Annotated in this window: 18 protein-coding genes; 5 read left to right on the top strand and 13 right to left on the bottom strand. The window is 66.3% G+C overall.

Translation table 11 applies throughout. The features are described from left to right. Positions 1-79: 79 nt before the first annotated feature. Positions 80-1,078: a polyprenyl synthetase family protein gene (locus XaplCFBP3123_RS10965; protein WP_104534063.1), complete on the top strand. Its 999-nt coding sequence runs from the start codon at positions 80-82 to the stop codon at positions 1,076-1,078. Between the two features lie 219 nt (positions 1,079-1,297). On the opposite strand, the gene XaplCFBP3123_RS10960 is transcribed toward XaplCFBP3123_RS10965, so the two are convergent. The 5 genes from XaplCFBP3123_RS10960 to XaplCFBP3123_RS10940 form a co-directional block, all read right to left on the bottom strand. Continuing rightward, on the bottom strand, positions 1,298-2,098 hold the full coding sequence (locus tag XaplCFBP3123_RS10960) for a dienelactone hydrolase family protein (protein ID WP_104534062.1): 801 nt from the start codon (positions 2,096-2,098) through the stop codon (positions 1,298-1,300). Between the two features lie 162 nt (positions 2,099-2,260). Next, a complete protein-coding gene (gene murD / locus XaplCFBP3123_RS10955) occupies positions 2,261-3,670 on the bottom strand; it encodes a UDP-N-acetylmuramoyl-L-alanine--D-glutamate ligase (protein WP_104534061.1) in 1,410 nt (469 codons plus the stop codon). Further along, on the bottom strand, positions 3,651-5,006 hold the full coding sequence (murL, locus tag XaplCFBP3123_RS10950; RefSeq protein WP_104534060.1) for a UDP-N-acetyl-alpha-D-muramoyl-L-alanyl-L-glutamate epimerase: 1,356 nt from the start codon (positions 5,004-5,006) through the stop codon (positions 3,651-3,653). Before murL ends, murD begins: the two co-directional genes overlap by 20 nt. Beyond that, a complete protein-coding gene (locus XaplCFBP3123_RS10945) occupies positions 5,003-5,461 on the bottom strand; it encodes a hypothetical protein (RefSeq protein ID WP_104534059.1) in 459 nt (152 codons plus the stop codon). Before XaplCFBP3123_RS10945 ends, murL begins: the two co-directional genes overlap by 4 nt. Next, complete coding sequence (locus XaplCFBP3123_RS10940; RefSeq protein WP_104534058.1) at positions 5,445-8,054, bottom strand: bifunctional aspartate kinase/diaminopimelate decarboxylase; 2,610 nt, start codon at positions 8,052-8,054, stop codon at positions 5,445-5,447. Before XaplCFBP3123_RS10940 ends, XaplCFBP3123_RS10945 begins: the two co-directional genes overlap by 17 nt. Positions 8,055-8,237: 183 nt before the next feature. Between XaplCFBP3123_RS10940 and XaplCFBP3123_RS10935 the strand changes: the two genes are divergently transcribed. Next, positions 8,238-9,116, top strand: a complete 879-nt coding sequence (locus XaplCFBP3123_RS10935) for a PhzF family phenazine biosynthesis protein (RefSeq protein ID WP_104534057.1) — start codon at positions 8,238-8,240, stop codon at positions 9,114-9,116. A 31-nt stretch (positions 9,117-9,147) separates the two neighbouring features. Beyond that, positions 9,148-10,029, top strand: coding sequence for a PhzF family phenazine biosynthesis protein (locus tag XaplCFBP3123_RS10930; protein ID WP_104534056.1), 882 nt, complete (start codon positions 9,148-9,150; stop codon positions 10,027-10,029). 127 nt (positions 10,030-10,156) lie between these two features. On the opposite strand, the gene XaplCFBP3123_RS10925 is transcribed toward XaplCFBP3123_RS10930, so the two are convergent. The 5 genes from XaplCFBP3123_RS10925 to XaplCFBP3123_RS10905 form a co-directional block, all read right to left on the bottom strand. Further along, the gene (locus XaplCFBP3123_RS10925; protein ID WP_104534055.1) at positions 10,157-10,753 is read right to left on the bottom strand and encodes a glycine zipper 2TM domain-containing protein; all 597 of its coding nucleotides are present in this window, start codon (positions 10,751-10,753) and stop codon (positions 10,157-10,159) included. Positions 10,754-10,901: 148 nt separating this feature from the next. Continuing rightward, positions 10,902-11,342, bottom strand: coding sequence for an OsmC family protein (locus XaplCFBP3123_RS10920; RefSeq protein WP_104534054.1), 441 nt, complete (start codon positions 11,340-11,342; stop codon positions 10,902-10,904). A 210-nt stretch (positions 11,343-11,552) separates the two neighbouring features. Then, positions 11,553-12,500 carry an aspartate carbamoyltransferase catalytic subunit gene (locus tag XaplCFBP3123_RS10915; protein WP_104534053.1) on the bottom strand — a complete coding sequence of 316 codons (948 nt, stop codon included), beginning with the start codon at positions 12,498-12,500 and terminating at the stop codon, positions 11,553-11,555. Positions 12,501-12,515: 15 nt separating this feature from the next. Continuing rightward, positions 12,516-12,983 (bottom strand): Holliday junction resolvase RuvX, encoded by a 468-nt coding sequence (gene ruvX / locus XaplCFBP3123_RS10910; RefSeq protein ID WP_104534052.1) that lies wholly within the window; start codon positions 12,981-12,983, stop codon positions 12,516-12,518. Next, a complete protein-coding gene (locus XaplCFBP3123_RS10905; protein WP_104534051.1) occupies positions 12,976-13,542 on the bottom strand; it encodes a YqgE/AlgH family protein in 567 nt (188 codons plus the stop codon). Before XaplCFBP3123_RS10905 ends, ruvX begins: the two co-directional genes overlap by 8 nt. A gap of 329 nt (positions 13,543-13,871) precedes the next feature. Between XaplCFBP3123_RS10905 and XaplCFBP3123_RS10900 the strand changes: the two genes are divergently transcribed. Then, on the top strand, positions 13,872-14,417 hold the full coding sequence (locus XaplCFBP3123_RS10900; RefSeq protein WP_104534050.1) for a DNA-3-methyladenine glycosylase I: 546 nt from the start codon (positions 13,872-13,874) through the stop codon (positions 14,415-14,417). Positions 14,418-14,553: 136 nt separating this feature from the next. Here the strand turns inward: XaplCFBP3123_RS10900 and XaplCFBP3123_RS10895 are convergent, their stop codons facing one another. The 3 genes from XaplCFBP3123_RS10895 to XaplCFBP3123_RS10885 form a co-directional block, all read right to left on the bottom strand. Beyond that, positions 14,554-15,228 carry a YitT family protein gene (locus XaplCFBP3123_RS10895; protein ID WP_172453229.1) on the bottom strand — a complete coding sequence of 225 codons (675 nt, stop codon included), beginning with the start codon at positions 15,226-15,228 and terminating at the stop codon, positions 14,554-14,556. Between the two features lie 301 nt (positions 15,229-15,529). Next, positions 15,530-16,660 carry a PilT/PilU family type 4a pilus ATPase gene (locus tag XaplCFBP3123_RS10890; RefSeq protein WP_016902355.1) on the bottom strand — a complete coding sequence of 377 codons (1,131 nt, stop codon included), beginning with the start codon at positions 16,658-16,660 and terminating at the stop codon, positions 15,530-15,532. Positions 16,661-16,788: 128 nt separating this feature from the next. After that, a complete protein-coding gene (locus XaplCFBP3123_RS10885) occupies positions 16,789-17,826 on the bottom strand; it encodes a type IV pilus twitching motility protein PilT (protein ID WP_003489919.1) in 1,038 nt (345 codons plus the stop codon). A gap of 327 nt (positions 17,827-18,153) precedes the next feature. Between XaplCFBP3123_RS10885 and XaplCFBP3123_RS10880 the strand changes: the two genes are divergently transcribed. Next, positions 18,154-18,846: a YggS family pyridoxal phosphate-dependent enzyme gene (locus tag XaplCFBP3123_RS10880; protein WP_104534049.1), complete on the top strand. Its 693-nt coding sequence runs from the start codon at positions 18,154-18,156 to the stop codon at positions 18,844-18,846. The last annotated feature ends 58 nt before the right edge of the window (positions 18,847-18,904 follow it).

Here is an 18,904-nt window from a genome sequence, read left to right as displayed (position 1 = left end):
GTGCAGGCCTTCGGACACGGCCAGCGGGACGGATCTGGCCCAGACACCTATAATCGGCGTACATCACGAATGCCTGCGCATGACCATCGCCGAAGACCTCCCCACCGTTCTGGGCCTGCCCCAGATCCAGTCCCTCGCCGCGCCCGACATGGCCGCGGTCGACGCGCTGATCCGCCGCCGCCTGGCCTCGGACGTCGTGCTGATCAACCAGATCGCCGATCACATCATCTCCGCCGGCGGCAAACGCCTGCGTCCGATGCTGGTCATGCTGGCCGGCCACGCCGCTGGCGGCTCCGGCCCGGAGCACCATCAGCTGGCGGCGATCATCGAGTTCATCCACACCTCCACCTTGCTGCACGACGACGTGGTGGACGAGTCGGACCTGCGCCGCGGGCGCAGCACCGCCAACGCGCTGTGGGGCAATGCGCCCAGCGTGCTGGTTGGCGATTTCCTGTATTCGCGCAGCTTCCAGTTGATGGTCGAGCTTGATCGCATGGAAGTCATGCAGATCCTGGCCGACACCACCAACCGCATCGCCGAAGGCGAGGTGCTGCAGCTGTTGCACGTGCACAACCCCGACACCGACGAGGCTGCCTACCTGCGCGTGATCGAGCGCAAGACCGCAGTGCTGTTCGCTGCCGGCACTCGCCTGGGCGCGCTGGCTTCGGGCGCGGATGCGCAGGTGCAGCAACGTCTGTACGACTACGGCATGCAGTTGGGCTTTGCCTTCCAGATTGCCGACGACGTGCTCGACTACGCCGCCGACGCAGCGGACCTGGGAAAGAACCTGGGAGACGACCTGGCCGAGGGCAAGGCGACCTTGCCGCTGATCCATGCCATGGCGCATTCGGATGCGAGCACCCGGGAGCGCCTGCGCCAGATCGTCGAACAAGGCGATGCGAGCGCGATGCCCGAAGTGCTGGCGGCGATTCATGCCACCGGCGGCCTGGATTACAGCCGTCGACGTGCCACCGACTATGCCGCCGCTGCCGAACAGGCGCTGGACACGTTGCCGCCCAGCCCTGCGGTCGCAGCGCTACGCGGTCTGGCACGTTATGCGGTGGAACGCACGCATTGATCCAAGCGGCAGGTTTCGCCTGCCGCTCTCATGTAAGGGCAGTCAACCGCAACCCTTGCCAGGATTGCGGCGCCCTGTCACCACGGCCTTCGAACGACTCGCCAAACTAATGGTGCGTGCGACCGTCAGCCCATGCCGGGGTCGGCATGCAGCTCCCGCACTGCATGTCCGCGCGCCGTCCGTAGCCAACGAGGCGGTAAGCCGCGCCTGGCCACCTCATCAATCGCCGAAGCGTTCGTCGAAGAAATCGCCGAGCATGCGGTAGGCACGTTTGGCCGCACGCGGGTTGTACAGGCAGCCTGGCGGGCTGTTGGCATCGGCTTCGGCAAAGCAATGCACGGCCCCACTGAAGTTGACGAACTGCCAGTCCGCGCCGGCCGCATTCATCTCGGTTTCGAACGCGGCGATGTCCGCCTTGGTCACGCTCTTGTCGTCGGCACCGTTGAGCACCAGCAGCGGCGTCCTGGCCGAGCCGGCGGCCGCCGGGCTGGGTGTCGCGATGCCGCCGTGCAGGCTGACCACACCGGCCAGCTGCGCACCGGCACGTACCAGTTCCAGCACCGTGGTGCCGCCGAAGCAGAACCCCACCGCACCAATGCGTGATGCATCCAGCGGCGCCTTGCCGGCCTGCGCCTTGAGCACATCCACTGCTTTCAGCGCGCGGGCGCGCAGCGTCGGCGGGTCCTTCTTCAGGGCACCGGCGAACTGCCCGGCCTCGCTGTCGTTGGCCGGGCGCTTGCCCTTGCCGTAGACGTCGGCAACCAGCACCACATAATCGTCGCCAGCCAGTTGCTTGGCCTTGGTGACTGCCGAATCGTTCACCCCGCGCCAGTTCGGCACCATCACCAGGCCCGGGCGTTTGGCGGCGCCGGCGTCGTCGTAGACCAGCACGCCGCTATAGGTGTCCTTGCCGATCGTCCATTCCAGCGGTTTGGCCTGCATCGCAGCGGCGGCGGGCAATGCCAGCGACGCCAAGACACCGAACAACCCAACGCCACGCCATCTCCATTGCTTGTGCATGTGCTTGTGCCTGCTCCCGGGAATGTCCGGCGAGTGTAGGCGCTGCAGCCGTGCAGGCCGGGTCATCGTGTGCGCCGACGGACCGATCGCGCCGGCGTTCTGCCAAGGACATCTGAAAATCCAGGGCGAACAGCGCCGCCCATCGGCGCGATCAACGCAGCGCTACTGCACGCCCAAGCCGGGAATGGCGCTGATCGCCGCCGGATCGAACCCCGCCAGCTGGGCGAAATGGCGGCCACGCGCGACATAGTCGCCATACGCGCCGAAGCTGGGCGCGCCCGGCGACAGCAGCACTACACCGCCCTGCTCGCCCAGCGCCTCGCGTGCCAGCCGCATCGCGTGTTCCAGGTCGGCGGCGGCATGCAGACCGAAGCGAGCGCGCTCAGCCAGCGGGGCCAGCAACGCATGGATCCGTGGCCCGTTCGCGCCCATGGTGACGATTTCCAGCGGCGCCTGCTGCGCCATCTGCGCGGCAAAATCCTGCCAGTCCAGTCCGCGATCGTGGCCACCCACCAGCAAGGCCACACGGCGTTGCGCAAAGCAGGCCAGCGCTGCCAGCGATGCATGCGGCGTGGTGCTGATGGAGTCGTTGACGTAGCTGATGCCGTCCACGCTGCCGAGCAGCTGCAGGCGGTTCGGCAACGGGCGGAAGCTCGCTGCGGCCGGCGCCAGCGCCGCAGCGTCCAGCCCCAGGGCTTCCAGCGCTGCCAGCACCGCGCACAGGTTGCGCCGATTGTGTTCGCCGGGCAGCGGCACGTTGGCGGTATCGAACACACGCTGCTCACCGCGATACACCATATCGCCGCGCAGATGCCAGCCATCGGGATGGTTGAACCAGCGCACCTGGCTGTCGGGCAACTGCAGCTGGGTCAGATGCGGATCGGCCGCGTTGAGCAAGGCGATGCGCGGGCGGCCTTCGGTAACCAGCGCCAGCTTGTCGCGCATGTAGCGCGCCTCGTCGCCATGCCAGTCCAGGTGCTCGGGAAACAGGTTCAGCACCAGCGCCAATTCCGGACGCGCGCCGCTGCGCCCGACCTCGCCGGTCTGATAGCTGGACAACTCGATCGCCCAATAGGTCGGCGGCGGTTGCGGCGCCAGCACTTCCAGCAAGGGCTGACCGATGTTGCCGACCAAGGCGGTGCGATGGCCGGCCGCGCGCAGCAGATGCGCCAGCAGCGCGGTGGTGGTGCTCTTGCCCTTGGTACCGGTGACGCAGATGGCGCCAGGCACATAACCGTCAGGCTGCGCATGCTCGGCAAACCACAACGCGGTGCCGCCGATGAATTGCGTGCCGTGCCCGGTTGCGGCGATGTGCGCCTCGGGGCGATACGGGCTGATACCAGGCGATTTCACCACCACCTCGAACCGGCCCAGCGCCTGCGCGTTGGCGTCTGTTTCAACATGCAACGCAGCATCGGCCAGCGCATCGAGCTCGCGTGCTTCTTCGGCGTTGCAGAACACCGTCAGCGTTTGCGTCGGCAACGCGGCGCGCAGTGCGCGATACGCGGCGCGTCCTTCGCGCCCCCAGCCCCATAACGCAACCGCCTTGCCCTCAAGCTGCGAAATGCGCACGCACGCGCTCCCACAGCGCCGACGGAATCCGGTGCTCGCCGTCGATGGCCAGCAACGGCTCCAGCTGCAATGCCTGCTGGTCCAGCTGCGGCTGGATCTCGCGGATGAAACGCATCACCAGCGCGTCTTCCTTCCATTCGGCACGGCTGGCCAGCACCGCCATTGCCGCGCGCGATTCGCGGCCTTCGCCGACGCATTCGAACGGCTTGTGGTCCTGGAATTCCAGCAGCGCATCGTAGCCGCCGGCCTGGCTTGCATCGTCGAGCAGATTGCGCCCGAAGATCTTGACCAGGCGCGTCTTGGGCATGAACGGTGCCAATGCCAGGAACACGAAATGGCACTTCGGGCAGACCCCGCACCAGCGATGCACCGGGCGCTCGCCCATGATGTGGAAGTTGCGGTTGCAGCTGGAAAAATGCGCGTCGTAGTGGTCGGTCTTGGCGAACTGGCGCGCCACCGCCAGCTCCGACAACGGCCGCAGCAACGAGTAATAGCGCAGGTCGGCCGCCACGTGCCGCTGCACGTAATCGCCGAACGCCTGCTCGAACGCCCAGCCCTTGGACCACTGGTGATTGACCTCGCCGGTGCCGGGAATCTGGCTGCCGTAACTGGCCGAGCGCTCGTTGGAAAACACCACCTGGTCCACGCCATTGAGCAGGGCGGACAGTACCAGGATGGCCGAGTTCACCGCGGTGACCGGGATATGCCCGTTCCACGCCCCCTGGCGATTGAGCTCGAACAGTTCCGGCGCCAGCACGCGGCCGATATTGAGCACCGGCAAACCGGTGCGCTCGGCGCAGGCACGGATCAGCTGCGAGCCGCCGATCCAGCTGACGGTCTGATCGATGCCGGCGTGCCGCAGCGCTTCGATACTGACCAGCGAATCCTTGCCGCCACCGATCGCAACCAACGCATGCTCGCGCAGGCCCAGCGCCGGCGCATCGGCAGTTGCCGGTGCAGCCACCGGAAAGCGGATCTTGCCGTGCAGGTTCAAGCCATTGCGATAGGCGAACTCGCCCAGGCCGTGCAGGTAGACGCTTTCCACCAGCGCAGCGGTATCGGCATCGATGCTGTAGCTGTCAATGGCAATGGCCGGCGGCACCGCCGCCTTGAAATAACTGACGCCGGCGATGAGGTGCAGCAGGCGCAGCGCCTGTTGCACGGCAGCGCCCTTCGCGCCGTCCAGCGCGAAGGGCGCGCCCGGCACCGCGACGGTCTCGACCAGCTCCGGCCCTTGATCGAAGGCATACACCAGCGTCGCCACGCCGGTGTGCGCGTCGAGTGCACAACGCACGAAACGGAAGGTGGAGATCTGGTGTTTGTCGAAAGCGCTCATGGACTACCTGCAGGAACACGTACGCGACGCAGATAACGTCGGCACAGGACATATTCAATCATGGAAAACGGCACCGCAGCCCATAGCAACGGCAGGCAGCCGAACAGCACCGCCAGCGACAGAAAATCGAGACTGCTGGCCTGCGCTTCGCCAGACAGCGCGAAGGCGAGCGCAACATACAGCGCCACCGCCGGCACATAGCTCAGCGCACTCAGCAGCACCGTGCGCACCGCCATGCCGCCGCTTCTGCGCGCAGGCGGCAGCACATCGCGACGCCGCTGCCAGCGCCCGGCCAGGCACGCACCGATGCCGGCCGCGATCAACGCAGGCAGCGCCCACTTGAAACTGTCGGTCCACGGCACGCGCAGGCCCACCTGGTCGATCGCGGTGGCAAACACCACCGCTGCGCCACCGGCCAGCGTACTGAGCGCAATGAACTCAGCCTGCGGGCGCATCGATCACCTCTTCGCGCGGCAATTCGCGCTGGTTGTAGCTGCTGGCCATCGAATAGCCGTAGGCGCCGGCATCGGCCACCAGCATCACATCGCCCGGCGCGGTGGCGGCAGGCAGACGACGGCGCTTGCCGAACACGTCGGAGGATTCGCAGATCGGCCCGACGATATCGAAGCTGTCATCGGCCGGCGCGTCGAGCTGGCTGAGGTTTTCGATGTCGTGCCAGGCGTCGTACAACGCGGGGCGGATCAGCGTGTTCATGCCCGCATCCAGGCCCACGCGCTGCACGCCGTCCTTTTCGATCACCTGGGTCACCTGCGCCAGCAGCACGCCGGCTTCGGCCACCAGGTAGCGGCCCGGTTCGATCGCCAGCCGGTAACCCGGGTGCACGGCCTTGACCTCGGCCAGACCCTTGGCCCACACCTCCAGATCGAACGGCTCGTCCTCGGCGCTGTAGGGAATCGGCAGCCCGCCACCGATGTCGATGGTCTCCACCGTGCCGATGCGGCGCGCAAAGCCGGCCAGTTCGTCGTACATCATCCGCCAGTGCTCGCCGGTCTCCACGCCACTGCCCAGGTGCGCATGCACGCCGGTGATGGTGACTTCGAGCGAGCGCGCCACTTCCACGAACTCGTCCACCCGCGTGGACGACAACCCGAACTTGGACGCCTTGCCGCCGGTGTTGACCTTCTCGTGGTGCCCGTCGCCATGCCCAAGGTCGATGCGCAGCCACACGTTGCGGCCGCGGAACACCTCCGGCCAGCGCCGTAATGCTTCGACGTTGTCCACGGTGACAGTCACGCCCAGCGCGAATCCGGCTTCGTATTCGGCCTTGGGCGCGAAACTCGGCGTGAACAGCACGCGCCGCGGCGACAGCTCGGGCAAGGTGTCGAACACGCGGCGCAGCTCGCCGTGCGAGACGCATTCCAGGCCGAACCCGGCCTGTTCCAGTGCCATCAGGATAGCGGGATGCGCATTGGCCTTGATCGCGTAATAGCGCTGATCCACCGCCGCGATCTGCGCCAGCGCCTGCGCACGCGCGCGCACCGTGGGCAGGTGATAGACGTAACGCGGCGTACCGGCCTTGGACAGCGTCAGCAGATGCGCGCGCTCGGCATGCCACCACGGCGTGGGCCGCGGCCGCACCGAGCCGATGATTTCGCGCCAACGCGGCCCGAACACCTCGCCTTCGCTCACCGGCATCGCGCCGCTGTCGATCAATTCCGCATGCAGGATCGGCAGCAAGCCATCGGCATCGGCTTCGTCGATGACGAAGGTCAGATTCAGGTCGTTGGACGACTGCGAAATCATGTGCACGCGCTCCTGCCCGAACGTGGCCCACACATCGGAGAGCTTGTGCAGCAGCGAGCGCATGCCGCGCCCGACCAGGGTGATCGCCGCGCAGGGAACAATGATCTTGACCTTGCAGATCTGCGACAGATCGGCCGACAACGCCGCCAGCACATCGGTGTTGACCAGGTTCTCGGACGGGTCCAGTGACACGGTGACATTGGTCTCGGCCGAACCGATCAGGTCCACCGACAGGCCATGCTTCTTGAACAGCGTAAACACATCGGCCAGGAAGCCCACCTGCTGCCACATGCCGATGCCTTCCATCGACACCAGCACGATGCCGTTACGCCGGCTGATCGCCTTGACGCCCGGCACCGGCTCGGCATTGCCGTCGATGCTGGTGCCCGGCAGATCGGGGCGCTCGGTATCCAGGATCGCCATCGGCACACCGGAATCGCGGCATGGCTTGATCGAGCGCGGATGCAGCACCTTGGCGCCGGTGGTGGCGATTTCCTGCGCTTCGTAATAGTCCAGGCGGGTCAGCAGCCGCGCGTCCGGCACCTCTTTGGGATTGGCGCTGAACATGCCGGGCACGTCGGTCCAGATTTCCACCCGGCTGGCGCCGAGCAGCGCACCGAAATACGCCGCCGAGGTATCCGAACCGCCACGCCCCAGGATCGCGGTGCCGCCATCGGCGTGCCGCGAAATGAAGCCCTGGGTGATCAACAACCGCGTGGGCTGCACATCGAAACGCGCGCGCCAGTCGGCGTCGGACTGCCATTGGCAGGACACCGACAGGCGCTTGGACCATTCGCTCTGATTGGGCTGCGGCGGCAGCGCCGACAGCCATTGGCGCGCATCCAGCCAGCCCATGTCCAGGCCGCTGGCATGCAGATAGGCCGCACCGATGGTGGAAGACAGCAACTCGCCCTGCCCCAGTACCTCGGCCTGCCAGTCCAGCGTGCGCGTCGCCGCGCGCGCGTCGCCGATCAATGCATGCAAGGCGGCCAGGCGCTCGCCCAGCACCGCATCGGCATCCAGTTCCAGCTCGGCCAGGAATTGGCGGTGACGCTGCTCCAGCGCGGCAACGCGCTGCGCGCTGTCGGCGGCGCCATCGGCGATCGCGGTGAGTTCGTTGGTCACGCCCGACAGTGCAGACACCACCACCAGCACACGGCCACCGGTTTCCTCGGCCCGTTTGCTCGCCAGTTTTCCAATCGTGTCCCAGCGATGACGACGCGACACCGAGGTGCCGCCGAACTTGAGGACGATCCAACGATCGGTAGAGTGGGGAGCTGACATGGAGATAGGCGTTTAGGATAAGGGGGAAAACGCCCGGTACGCCGGGCGGAACCTCCGATTCTACTGCCAATGTCGCCCGCATGACCCCGCGTGCGGTTACAGCATGCCGGCGGCCGCTTCCATCACCGCAACGGTTTGCGCTGCAACCATCCACGCGCATTCCATCGATCGAGATCCACACCCATGAGCAAGCACCTCTACCTGCAATTGGATGTCTTCGGCGGCCAGCACGGCAACGGCAATCCGTTGGGCGTGGTCCTCAACGCGCAGACGTTGTCGTCCGGGCAGATGCAGCGGATCGCCGCCTGGCTGAACCTGTCGGAGACGATTTTTTTCCTGCCGGTCAGCGCGCCCGATGCGGATTACCACATCCGCATCTTCACCCCGCGCGCCGAGCTGCCATTCGCCGGCCACCCCAGCGTCGGCGCCGCATGGGCGGCGGCAACCCACGGGCTGGTGGCGTTCAAGCCGGACGGCCGGATGCGCCAGCAATGTGCGGCGGGCGTGCTGCCGGTGCAGGTGGTCGACCGGCATGGCGCCCTGCTGGTGCGGCTGCAGGCACCGCGTGCGCAAGCGATCGAAACCGGCGATGTGCATGTTGCCGCGTTGCGCGATGCCTGCGCCGGCCTGCGCATGGCCGAACGCCCGGCCGCACTGTGGAACAACGGCCCGGGCTGGTGGCTGCTGGAACTGGCCGACGCGCAAGTGGTGCGGCAGGCGACACCCGATCTGGCTGCGATCACCCGCCTGACCCAGGCCAGCGCGGCCACCGGCCTGGCCATCTACGCGCCGCAGGCCAACGGCGACGCGGACCTGGTGGTGCGCGCGTTCTGCCCCGGCGACGGCATTGGGGAAGATCCGGTCACCGGCAGCGCCAACGCCTGCATTGCCGCACGCCTGCACGGTGAAGGCCGCGTTCCGGGCGAGGCGTCGCGCTATGTCGCCAGCCAGGGCCGCGAGGTCGGCCGCGACGGCCGCGTGCACGTGGAGGTGGATCACGAAGGCGAAGTGTGGATCGGCGGCACCACCAGGCAAGTGATCGAAGGCCGCATCGATTGGTAAGCTGCCGCGCCCTGTTCGCGGACCCGCCACCATGACCACCCGCCGTTTCCTGCAACTGGATGTGTTCTCCGCCCGCCCGGGCAGCGGCAACCCGCTGGCGGTGGTGCTGGATGCCGAAGGCCTGGACGATGCCGCGATGCAGGCCATCGCACGCTGGACCAAACTGCCGGAAACCACCTTCGTGTTTGCGGCACCGGATGCGCACAGCAGTTATCGGCTGCGGATGTTTTCCCCGCACAAAGAAGTACCGTTTGCCGGCCACCCCAGCGTCGGCACCGCACACGCGGTGCTGGAGGCCGGCCTGGCCGCGCCCAACGACGGCGTGCTGATCCAGGACGGCATCGCCGGCCAGCTGCCGCTGCGCGTGGAGCAGATCGCAGGTCACCGCAGCATCGCCATCCGTACCCCGCGCGCGCGCGTGGCCGAGCAGGTGCAGGCCAACGACCCGCGCCTGCGCGAGGCATTGCGCGGCTGGCCCCTCGGCGGACTGCCGCCCGCGTTGATGGACGGCGGCCGCACCTGGTGGGTGGTGGAACTGGCCAGCGAAGCGGCACTGCGCGGCCTGCATCCGGATTGGGACGCGATCGCCGCGCTGGCCGAATCCACCGGCAGCATGGGTGTGTTCGCCTATGCCGGCGCCGCAGCGCCCGGCGCCTACGATCTGGCGGTGCGTGCCTTCGTCGGCAATGGCCGGCGCTTCGAAGATGCCGCCTCCGGCGCGGCCAATGCGGTGCTTGCGGCCTGGCTGGACAGTCGCAACGCATTGCCGGGCAAGGAACGCCGCTACGTGGTCAGCCAGGGCCGCGAGATCGGCTTCGACGCCTTGCTGGAGTTGCTTGTCGATGCGAATGGCGATGCATGGTCTGGCGGCCAGGTGCAGACGGTGATTCGCGGCACGCTGGATTGGACATGACCGAGCCTGATCCCACCGGCTGAAGGGTGCCTGCGCGGGAACAAAAACGCTGCGGTTTTCCGCAGCGTCTGCTTCATTCAACCGGCCGATGTCGATCGCCTGACCGCAGAGCGCGACAGCGCACCGGTCAGTCGGGACGCACGTCCACGCGTACGCGGATGCGATCGCCCGGGTTGTAGTCGCTACGCGTGTGATAGGTGCGGCCCGCGTATTCGTAGGTCACGTCATAGCCATCGACACGATCGCGTTCGCGGCGGTAGGACACCGGCTCGCAGACGCTGACGTTGCCCTGGTGATTGCGATTATTGGCTTCGTAGATCGAGCGGCCCGCCGCGACACCGGCCATGGTGCCGACTGCGGTACCGACCAGACGGCCATTGCCGCCACCGACCTGGCTGCCGAGCACCGCACCGGCGATCCCGCCGATCACGCTGGCCACCCCACGATTGGAAACGCCGGCCTGGCCGTAGCTGCCGCCATCGCGGTAATAGCCATCGTTGCTGGTGTAGTAGCCGTCGGCCGGGCGGTTGTAGCAGCGTTCGCTGCTGCGCTCGTTGTACGCATCGGTCACGATGATCGGATCCACGCGCACCACCCGCGCGTATTCGTAACGACCATCCTCATAGCCGCCACGTCCGTTGTAGCCGCTGTCATAGCGCTGTGCCGTTGCATTACCTGCAACTGCCAGACCCATCACCAGAGCACCAAGCACAAGAGTTTTCATTGCGGCAGCTTCTACACAGGGAGGACACGCTGCCGATGCTCGGCCTGCGCCAGTGAAACCGCCCTGAACCGAACCGCGCCTGCAAAGCCCTATTCAGGTTGCCGCCAGCTGCGTGCGCCGGCAGCCATCGCCAGCGCACGCAGTGGGATCACGCCTGGCTGGAAAACTCGGTTTCCAGGCTGATCGGCACCGCGCTCAGCGCCTTGGACACCGGGCAGTTCTTCTTCGCGACGTCGGCCAGTTCGCGGAACTTGGCTTCGTCGATACCCGGCACCACGGCCTTGAGCTTGAGGCGGATCTGCGACAGTTGCGGGCCGCCTTCCATCGACAGGTCCACGTCTGCGCGCGTATCCAGCGAGGTCGGCGGAAAACCGGCTTCGCTCAGCTGTGCGGACAGCGCCATGGTGAAGCAGCCGGCATGCGCGGCGGCGATCAGTTCTTCCGGGTTGGTGCCTTTCTCGTCGCCGAAACGGCTGTTGAAGGCGTAGCGGGTCTTGTCCATCAGCCCGCTTTGCGGCGTGCTGAGCTGGCCCTTGCCGGTCTTGAGGTCGCCTTCCCAGTGAGCGGTGGCGTGACGTGAAATACCCATTGCGATCTCCTGCGATGAAAGGAGCCGTCACGATAGGCGAGTGGATGTTATGGCGTGGTGCCGGGAATCGGGAATCGGGACTCGGGACTCGTAAGAGCAGGCCGCGCGTGCGTTCTGATGGCAAGGGCTTTGCAAGCGTCTGCGCGAAGACGCTCGGCCGGCGGCGACCGCGACCGCATTGCGGGTGTGCGGTCGCGTTGCTGCGCTCGCTCAGCCGAGCAAGGTTTCCAGTACGGCCATGCGCACCGCCACGCCGTTGGCGACCTGGCGCAGCACGCACGATTGCGCGCCGTCGGCCACTTCGTCGGTGATTTCCACACCGCGATTGATCGGGCCCGGATGCAGCACGGCGGCGTCACGGCCGGCGCGTGCCAGGCGCTCGCGGGTGAGTCCGTAGCCGGCGTGATACTGCTCCAGCGACGGCACCAGGCCTTCTTCCATGCGCTCGCGCTGCAGGCGCAGCATCATCAAGGCGTCGGCACCGTCCAGCATGGCGTCGAAGTCCTGGCCGACCACGCATCCGTCCAGCATGTCGTCGTCGGGCAGCAGGCTGGCCGGACCGCAGACGCGGATCTCGCCGGCGCCCAGCGTGCGCAGTGCATGCAGGTCCGAGCGCGCCACGCGCGAATGCTTCACGTCGCCAACGATCACCACCTTGAGCTTGGAAAAATCGGTGCCCTTGGCCTGGCGCAGGGTGAGCATGTCGAGCAGGCCCTGGGTGGGATGCGAACTGCGTCCATCGCCGGCGTTGATCAAGGCGGTGCCCTCGCCTGCGGCTGCGGCCAGCGCCTCCACCGCACCGTCGTCGGGATGGCGCACCACGAAGCCGCGCACGCCCATCGCCTCGAGGTTCTTCAGCGTGTCGCGCGCGGTCTCGCCCTTGCGGGTGGACGAGGTGGAGGCATCGAAGTTGAGCACGTCTGCACCCAGCCGCTGCGCAGCCAGATGAAACGAGCTGCGCGTACGCGTGGACGGTTCAAAGAACAACGTGCACACCGCGGTGCCGGCGAGCACGCTGCGCTTGCCCACGCGCCCCACCGCCGCGTCGCGGATCTGGCCGGCACGATCGAGTAGCTGCAGCAGCGTGGCGCGCGGCAGTCCTTCCAGGGTGAGCAGGTGGCGCAGGCGTCCGTCCGAATCGAGTTGCATGGTGGTCATCGCAGGTCGGGAGTGTCAGGGAAGAGGGGTGGCTTGGTCGGGTGCGGCCAACCAGCGTTCGACGATCACGGCAGCCGCCATCGCGTCCAGCGCCTCGGCATCGCGGCGGCGCTTGCGCCCATCGGCGCGCTCGCGCGCGAAACGCTGCGCGGCTTCGACCGAACTGGAGCGCTCGTCGATCAGCACCACCGGCAGCGCATAGCGCTGGCGCAGTTGGCGGGCGAAGGCATGCGCGCGCTTGCGTGCGGGTTGATCCTTGTCGTCCAGGGTCAGCGGGTCGCCGATCACCAGGCCGTCGGGGCGCCATTGCTTGTGCACGCGATCCAGCGCGACCCAATCGGGGCCGTTGGCATGCACATGGATGACGGCCACCGCACGCGCGCCGGCGCCCAGCGCGGTGCCGACGGCCACGCCGATCCGGCGCGACCCCACGTCGAAGCCCAGCACCGTGCCATCGGGGCGGATCGCGCCCGCCTCAGGCATGCCCGGAATAATCCGTCAGCCGGAACAGATCCACGCCGATGCGCCCGGCAGCGGTCTGCCAGCGATCTTCCAGCGCGGTGGAGAACAACACATTGGCATCCGACGGCGCGGTCAGCCAGCTGTTCTCGCCCAGTTCGAATTCCAGCTGGCCCGCGCCCCAGCCGGCACAGCCCAGCGCCACCAGCGCATTGCGCGGGCCTTCGCCGGCCGCCATGGCTTCGAGAATGTCGCGCGAGGTGGTCAGGTAGACGCCCTGCCCCACTTCCAGGCTGGAATCCCAGTCGCGCGCATCGTCGTGGATGACAAAACCGCGTTCCGGGTGCACCGGCCCGCCGCTGAGCACGATCTGCTCGCGTAGGTGGTCGTCGACGGTGTCGATGCCCATTTGCGACAGGACCTCGCCCAGCGTGTATTCGGAGGGCCGGTTGACCAGCACGCCCATGGCGCCGTTCTCGTCGTGTTGGCAGATCAGCGCGACGCTGCGCGAAAAGGTGGGATCGGACAGCGCCGGAAGCGCGATCAGCAGTTGGTTGGCCAGAGGCGTGGGCAAAACAGACATGGCCGCATTCTAGCCGTTCGCTTCGCCGCGCGCAGAGCCGCTGCCATACTTGCTGTACGCGGGCGGCATGGGACTGCCGATGCTGCCGATGGGCATCGACCTCGCAGAGGCCACCGATGGCTCCCGGCAGGCAAGACCGGCCCGTTCAGATTGCTGGCGGCTGCGCAGCACGTACTTCCAGGCCGTGCTGTGCTGCCAATCGACCTGCTCCGGCACCGCCGTCGTTCGGTGCACCACGCATCGCTGTTCGGTCGTTATCGTCGCGGGTCGGACTTCCGGCCGTCGCGCCCTGATCCACCTACAACTGGTCCACGCACAACAGGCACCTCATGAGCGGCTACTGCAGCATCGCCCCAGGCCATCCGATCCACGGGCACTACCACGATCACGAATACGGCTTTCCGCAGCGCGAGGAGCGCGAGCTGTTCGAGCGCCTGGTGCTGGAAATCAATCAGGCCGGGCTGAGCTGGGAAACCATCCTGCGCAAGCGCAGCAACTTCCAGCGCGCCTACGAGGGCTTCGACGTGGACACGGTGGCGGCCTACGGCGAGAGCGACATTGCACGGCTGCTCGGCGATGCCGGCATCATCCGCAACCGGTTGAAGGTGCTGGCGGCCATCCACAACGCGCAGGTCATCCAGCAACTGCGCGCGGCGCACGGTAGTTTCGCGCAATGGCTGGACGCACAGCACCCACTCGACAAAGCCGCCTGGGTCAAGCTGTTCAAGAAGACCTTCCGCTTCACCGGCGGCGAGATCACCGGCGAATTCCTGATGAGCCTGGGCTACCTGCCCGGCGCGCATCATGCCGATTGTCCGGCGTTTGCGCGCATCCAGGCGCTGTCGCCGCCGTGGATGCACAACGGCAACGCCTAGCGGCAAGTCAGCGACTCCATGCCGGCAAGCAGCCGCACGGCGCCCAGATGCAGCGGCGATACGCGACTGCCGCGTCGGCGTGATACGCGCCGCTGCCGATTCCGGCGGCAGCCATGGCTGCCGACAACCTGCTGGATCACACGCCCATGTAACGATGCGGGCGGTGATTGAACATCAGCACCAGGCTCAGCATCAACGCACCCAGCGCCGAGTAAAGCACCTTGTCAGGAGTGAGAATGCTGAAGGCGACCAGCATCAGCATCGCATCGAAACTCATCTGCACCTTGCCGGCGCTCCAGCCGCGCTCGCGCTGCAGGTACACCGCCAGGATGCCGATGCCGCCCAGGCTGCCGCGATGGCGGATGAAGAACAGGATGCCCAGGCCCGCCAGCGCGCCGCCGACGATCGCCGAAAACAGCGTGCTGATATGTGCGTACTCGGCCCAGCGCGGCATCAGGTCGGTCAGTGCACCGCAAGCACCGACCGCGGCAAAGGTCTTCAAGGTGAATTCCCAGCCCATGCGGCGCACGCTCAGCCAGTAGAACGGCAGGTTGACCAGCACGAACACCAGGCCGAAATTCCAGTGCAGCGCGTAATGCAGCAGGAACGCCACACCGGCCATGCCGCCGATCATCAGCCCGCCCTTGGCGAAGATCGCCAGGCCCAGCGATGCCACCAGCGTCGCCAGCACCATGCCCTGCGCGTCCTCGGCCACCGAGTGGTGATAGGCATGGTCGTCGGCCGCGGTGCCGGCCGAATCCGGTGGCGGCGTCAACGGGCCGGAGGTGACCACAGCGCCGTCATCGGGCAGCGGTTCTTGCTCCGGACGCAGATCGGAATCGGGAAGGGTCACAGGTTCGGGCACTGCAATGGGGTGCGATATTAGACACTATCGGCCCGCCTGGTTACATCTGAAACGTCACAGCATGTGCGCACTGCTGCGCTGCATGTTCATCGACCGACAGCGCGGTCCTTGCCCTGTCTTTTTGCAGCAAACGCCTGCGCGCAGAGATGACGCACCAAGGTCCGGAAGCGTCTGCAGTGAATTGCTTCAGCGTGCTACGCCACGACCATGCACCAGAATGCGCCAGGGCACAGCACTCCTGCGCAGCTCACCGAACCTCGGCGATCTCCACGCCATCCAGGCCCTGCGCCAGGGTCTTGGCGTCGCCGCCCTGCGAGAGCTTGATGCGCAGGCGCACCTCGTTCTGCGAGTCGGCGTAGCGCAGCGCATCTTCGTAGCTGATCTCTCCGGCCTGATACAGCTCGAACAGGCTCTGATCGAAGGTGCGCATGCCCAGGTTGGTGGACTCCTTCATGATCTCCTTGAGCTTGTGGATCTCGCCATCGCGGATGTAGTCCTGCACCAGCGGCGTGCCCAGCATGATCTCCATCGCCACGCGCCGGCCGCGACCATCCGGGGTCGGAATCAACTGCTGCGCGACCACGCCCTTGAGATTGAGCGACAGATCCATCAACAGCTGGTTGCGCCGGTCTTCCGGGAAGAAGTTGATGATGCGGTCCATCGCCTGGTTGGCGTTGTTGGCGTGCAGGGTGCACAGCACCAGATGCCCGGTTTCGGCAAAGGCCACGGCATGATCCATGCCTTCACGGGTGCGCACCTCGCCGATCATGATCACATCCGGCGCCTGGCGCAGGGTGTTTTTCAACGCGTTTTCCCAGCTGTCGGTATCGATGCCGACTTCGCGCTGGGTGATGATGCAGCCTTCGTGCTTGTGCACGAATTCGATCGGATCTTCGATGGTGATGATGTGCCCGGTGGAATTCTGGTTGCGGTAACCGATCATCGCCGCCAACGAGGTGGACTTGCCGGTCCCGGTAGCGCCAACGAAGATGATGATGCCGCGCTTGGTCATCGCCAGCGTCTTGATCACCGGCGGCAGGCTCAACTCTTCCACCGTGGGGATGCGCGTTTCGATCCGGCGCAGCACCATGCCGACCTGGTTGCGCTGGTAGAAGCAGCTCACGCGAAAGCGCCCGACCCCGGACACGCCGATGGCGAAATTGCACTCGTGGGTCTTTTCGAATTCTTCGCGCTGCGACGGCGTCATCACGTTCAACACCAGATCGCGACTCTGTTGCGCGGTCAGCGGCGTCTGGGTGATCGGACTGATCTTGCCGTGCACCTTGATCGCCGGCGGCATCCCCGAGGTGATGAACAGATCCGACGCCTTCTGGTGCGCCATCAGCTTGAGGAAGGAGGTGAAGTCGATGGTGCTCATGGCGTGCTCCTTCGGAGCCGGGAATGGGGAATCGAGAATCGAGAATTGGAAAAGCCAGGAGCCAGGAGCCGGACCAGTCAGGGAAACGTGCTGTTGCGATTCCCCATTCCCGATTCCCTATTCCCGAATCACTCAAATATCCGCTTGTCCTTGGCGTATTCGCGCGCCTGGTTGCGCGTGATCAGGCTGCGCTTGACCAGGTCCTGCAGATGCTGGTCCAGCGTCTGCATGCCGTATTGCTGGCCGGTCTGGATCGAGGAATACATCTGCGCCACCTTGTCCTCGCGGATCAGGTTACGGATGGCCGGGGTGCCGACCATGATTTCCCAGGCGGCGGTGCGTCCGCCGCCGACCTTCTTCAGCAACGCCTGCGAAATCACCGCGCGCAGCGATTCGGACAGCATCGAGCGCACCATCGGCTTTTCGCCAGCCGGGAACACGTCGATGATGCGGTCGATGGTCTTGGCCGCCGAGCTGGTGTGCAGGGTGCCGAACACCAGGTGGCCGGTTTCCGCGGCGGTCAACGCCAGGCGGATGGTTTCCAGGTCGCGCAATTCGCCCACCAGGATGATGTCCGGGTCTTCGCGCAGCGCCGAGCGCAGCGCCTCATTGAAGCCGTGCGTATCGCGATGCACTTCGCGCTGATTGATCAGGCACTTCTGCGAGGTATGCACGAACTCGATCGGATCCTCGACAGTGAGGATGTGGCCGTATTCGTTCTTGTTGATGTAGTCGATCATGCCGGCGAGCGTGGTCGACTTGCCCGAACCGGTCGGGCCGGTGACCAGGATCAGGCCCTGCGGCTGGTCGATCAGCTGGCGGAAGATCGGCGGGCAGCCCAGGTCCTCCAGCGTCAGCACTTCGGACGGAATGGTACGGAACACCGCACCGGCGCCGCGGTTCTGGTTGAAGGCATTGACGCGGAAGCGCGCCAGCGACGGAATCTCGAACGAGAAGTCGACCTCGAGGAATTCCTCGTAATCGCGACGCTGCTTGTCCGACATGATGTCGTAGACCAGCGCGTGCACCTGCTTGTGGTCCAGGGCCGGAATATTGATGCGACGGACATCGCCATCGACACGGATCATCGGCGGCAAGCCCGCCGACAGATGCAGGTCCGATGCCTTGTTCTTGACAGAAAACGCCAATAGTTCAGCGATATCCATGCGCTGCTTTTCCCCTAGGCTGCGATTGGAAGGTACTCCCCGGGCGGCAGTATAGCGTTCTGGCTGCTGGCGGGAAGCGGCCCGCAGCCGGTTCAGGCCGGCACCGTCGGGCGGGCCTGAAGGCGTTGGTTTTGGGGACGCGGTGCGGGCACGGGCCTTGCCTGGGCCAAGCTCGGGCGTCGATCGCCAGCTCGCCTCGCATGTGGGCGGGGCCCGGCGCGTCCGCGCGCCATTGCAGCATCATTGGCCGGCCCGGTTCGGCGACCCGGCTGGAAGGACGCAGCCGGGGGCGGCACTATAGCGTTCCTTTTCCGCCTGGATTGCCACGTGCCGGCTTCGTCGCTGCAGCAGATTCTCGATGCCATCCACGCCGCCGCGACTCGGCACGCGCGCGCCGATGTGCGCCTGCTGGCGGTGTCCAAGACCCGGCCGGCAGACGCGATTGCCGCGCTGGCGGCGCAGGGCCAGCGCGCATTCGGCGAAAACTACGTGCAGGAAGCGCAAACCAAGATTGCCCAGCTGCAGACGCTGGGATTGGAGTGGCATCTGATCGGCCACCTGCAATCCAACAAGGCCGAACTGGCCAGCCAGTGGTTCGACTGGGTGCAGACCGTGGACCGCGCCAAGCTGATCGTGCCGCTGGCCAACCACCGTCCGGCCGATCGCACACCCTTGAATGTCCTGATCCAGGTCAACATCGACGACGAGGACAGCAAGCACGGCTGCGCGCCGGAGGCGGTCGACGGACTGGCCGAGGCCATCGCGCTGCAACCCCAGCTGCAATTGCGCGGCCTGATGGCGATTCCCGCGCCCTTCCCCGAGCAGGTGCGCCGCATGGCGGCGTTTGCCCGCATGCAGGCACTGTTCGAAGACCTCAAGCGTCGCTATCCGCAGGTGGATACCTTGTCGATGGGCATGAGCTCGGATTTTGCCGAAGCGATCGCGGCCGGCGCGACCATGGTGCGCGTCGGGACGGCGCTGTTCGGCGAACGCGCCTCGTCGGCTGCCGCAGCTTCCTGACCGTCTTTTCCGATCAGCCTCGCGTTAGCGCGTCGCTGTTTCCTCTTACTTAAGGTGT

The sequence above is a fragment of the Xanthomonas arboricola pv. populi genome (assembly GCF_002939945.1).
GTDB classification, from domain to species: Bacteria; Pseudomonadota; Gammaproteobacteria; order Xanthomonadales; family Xanthomonadaceae; genus Xanthomonas; species Xanthomonas arboricola_A.
This window is presented reverse-complemented; position numbering and strand designations above follow the sequence as displayed.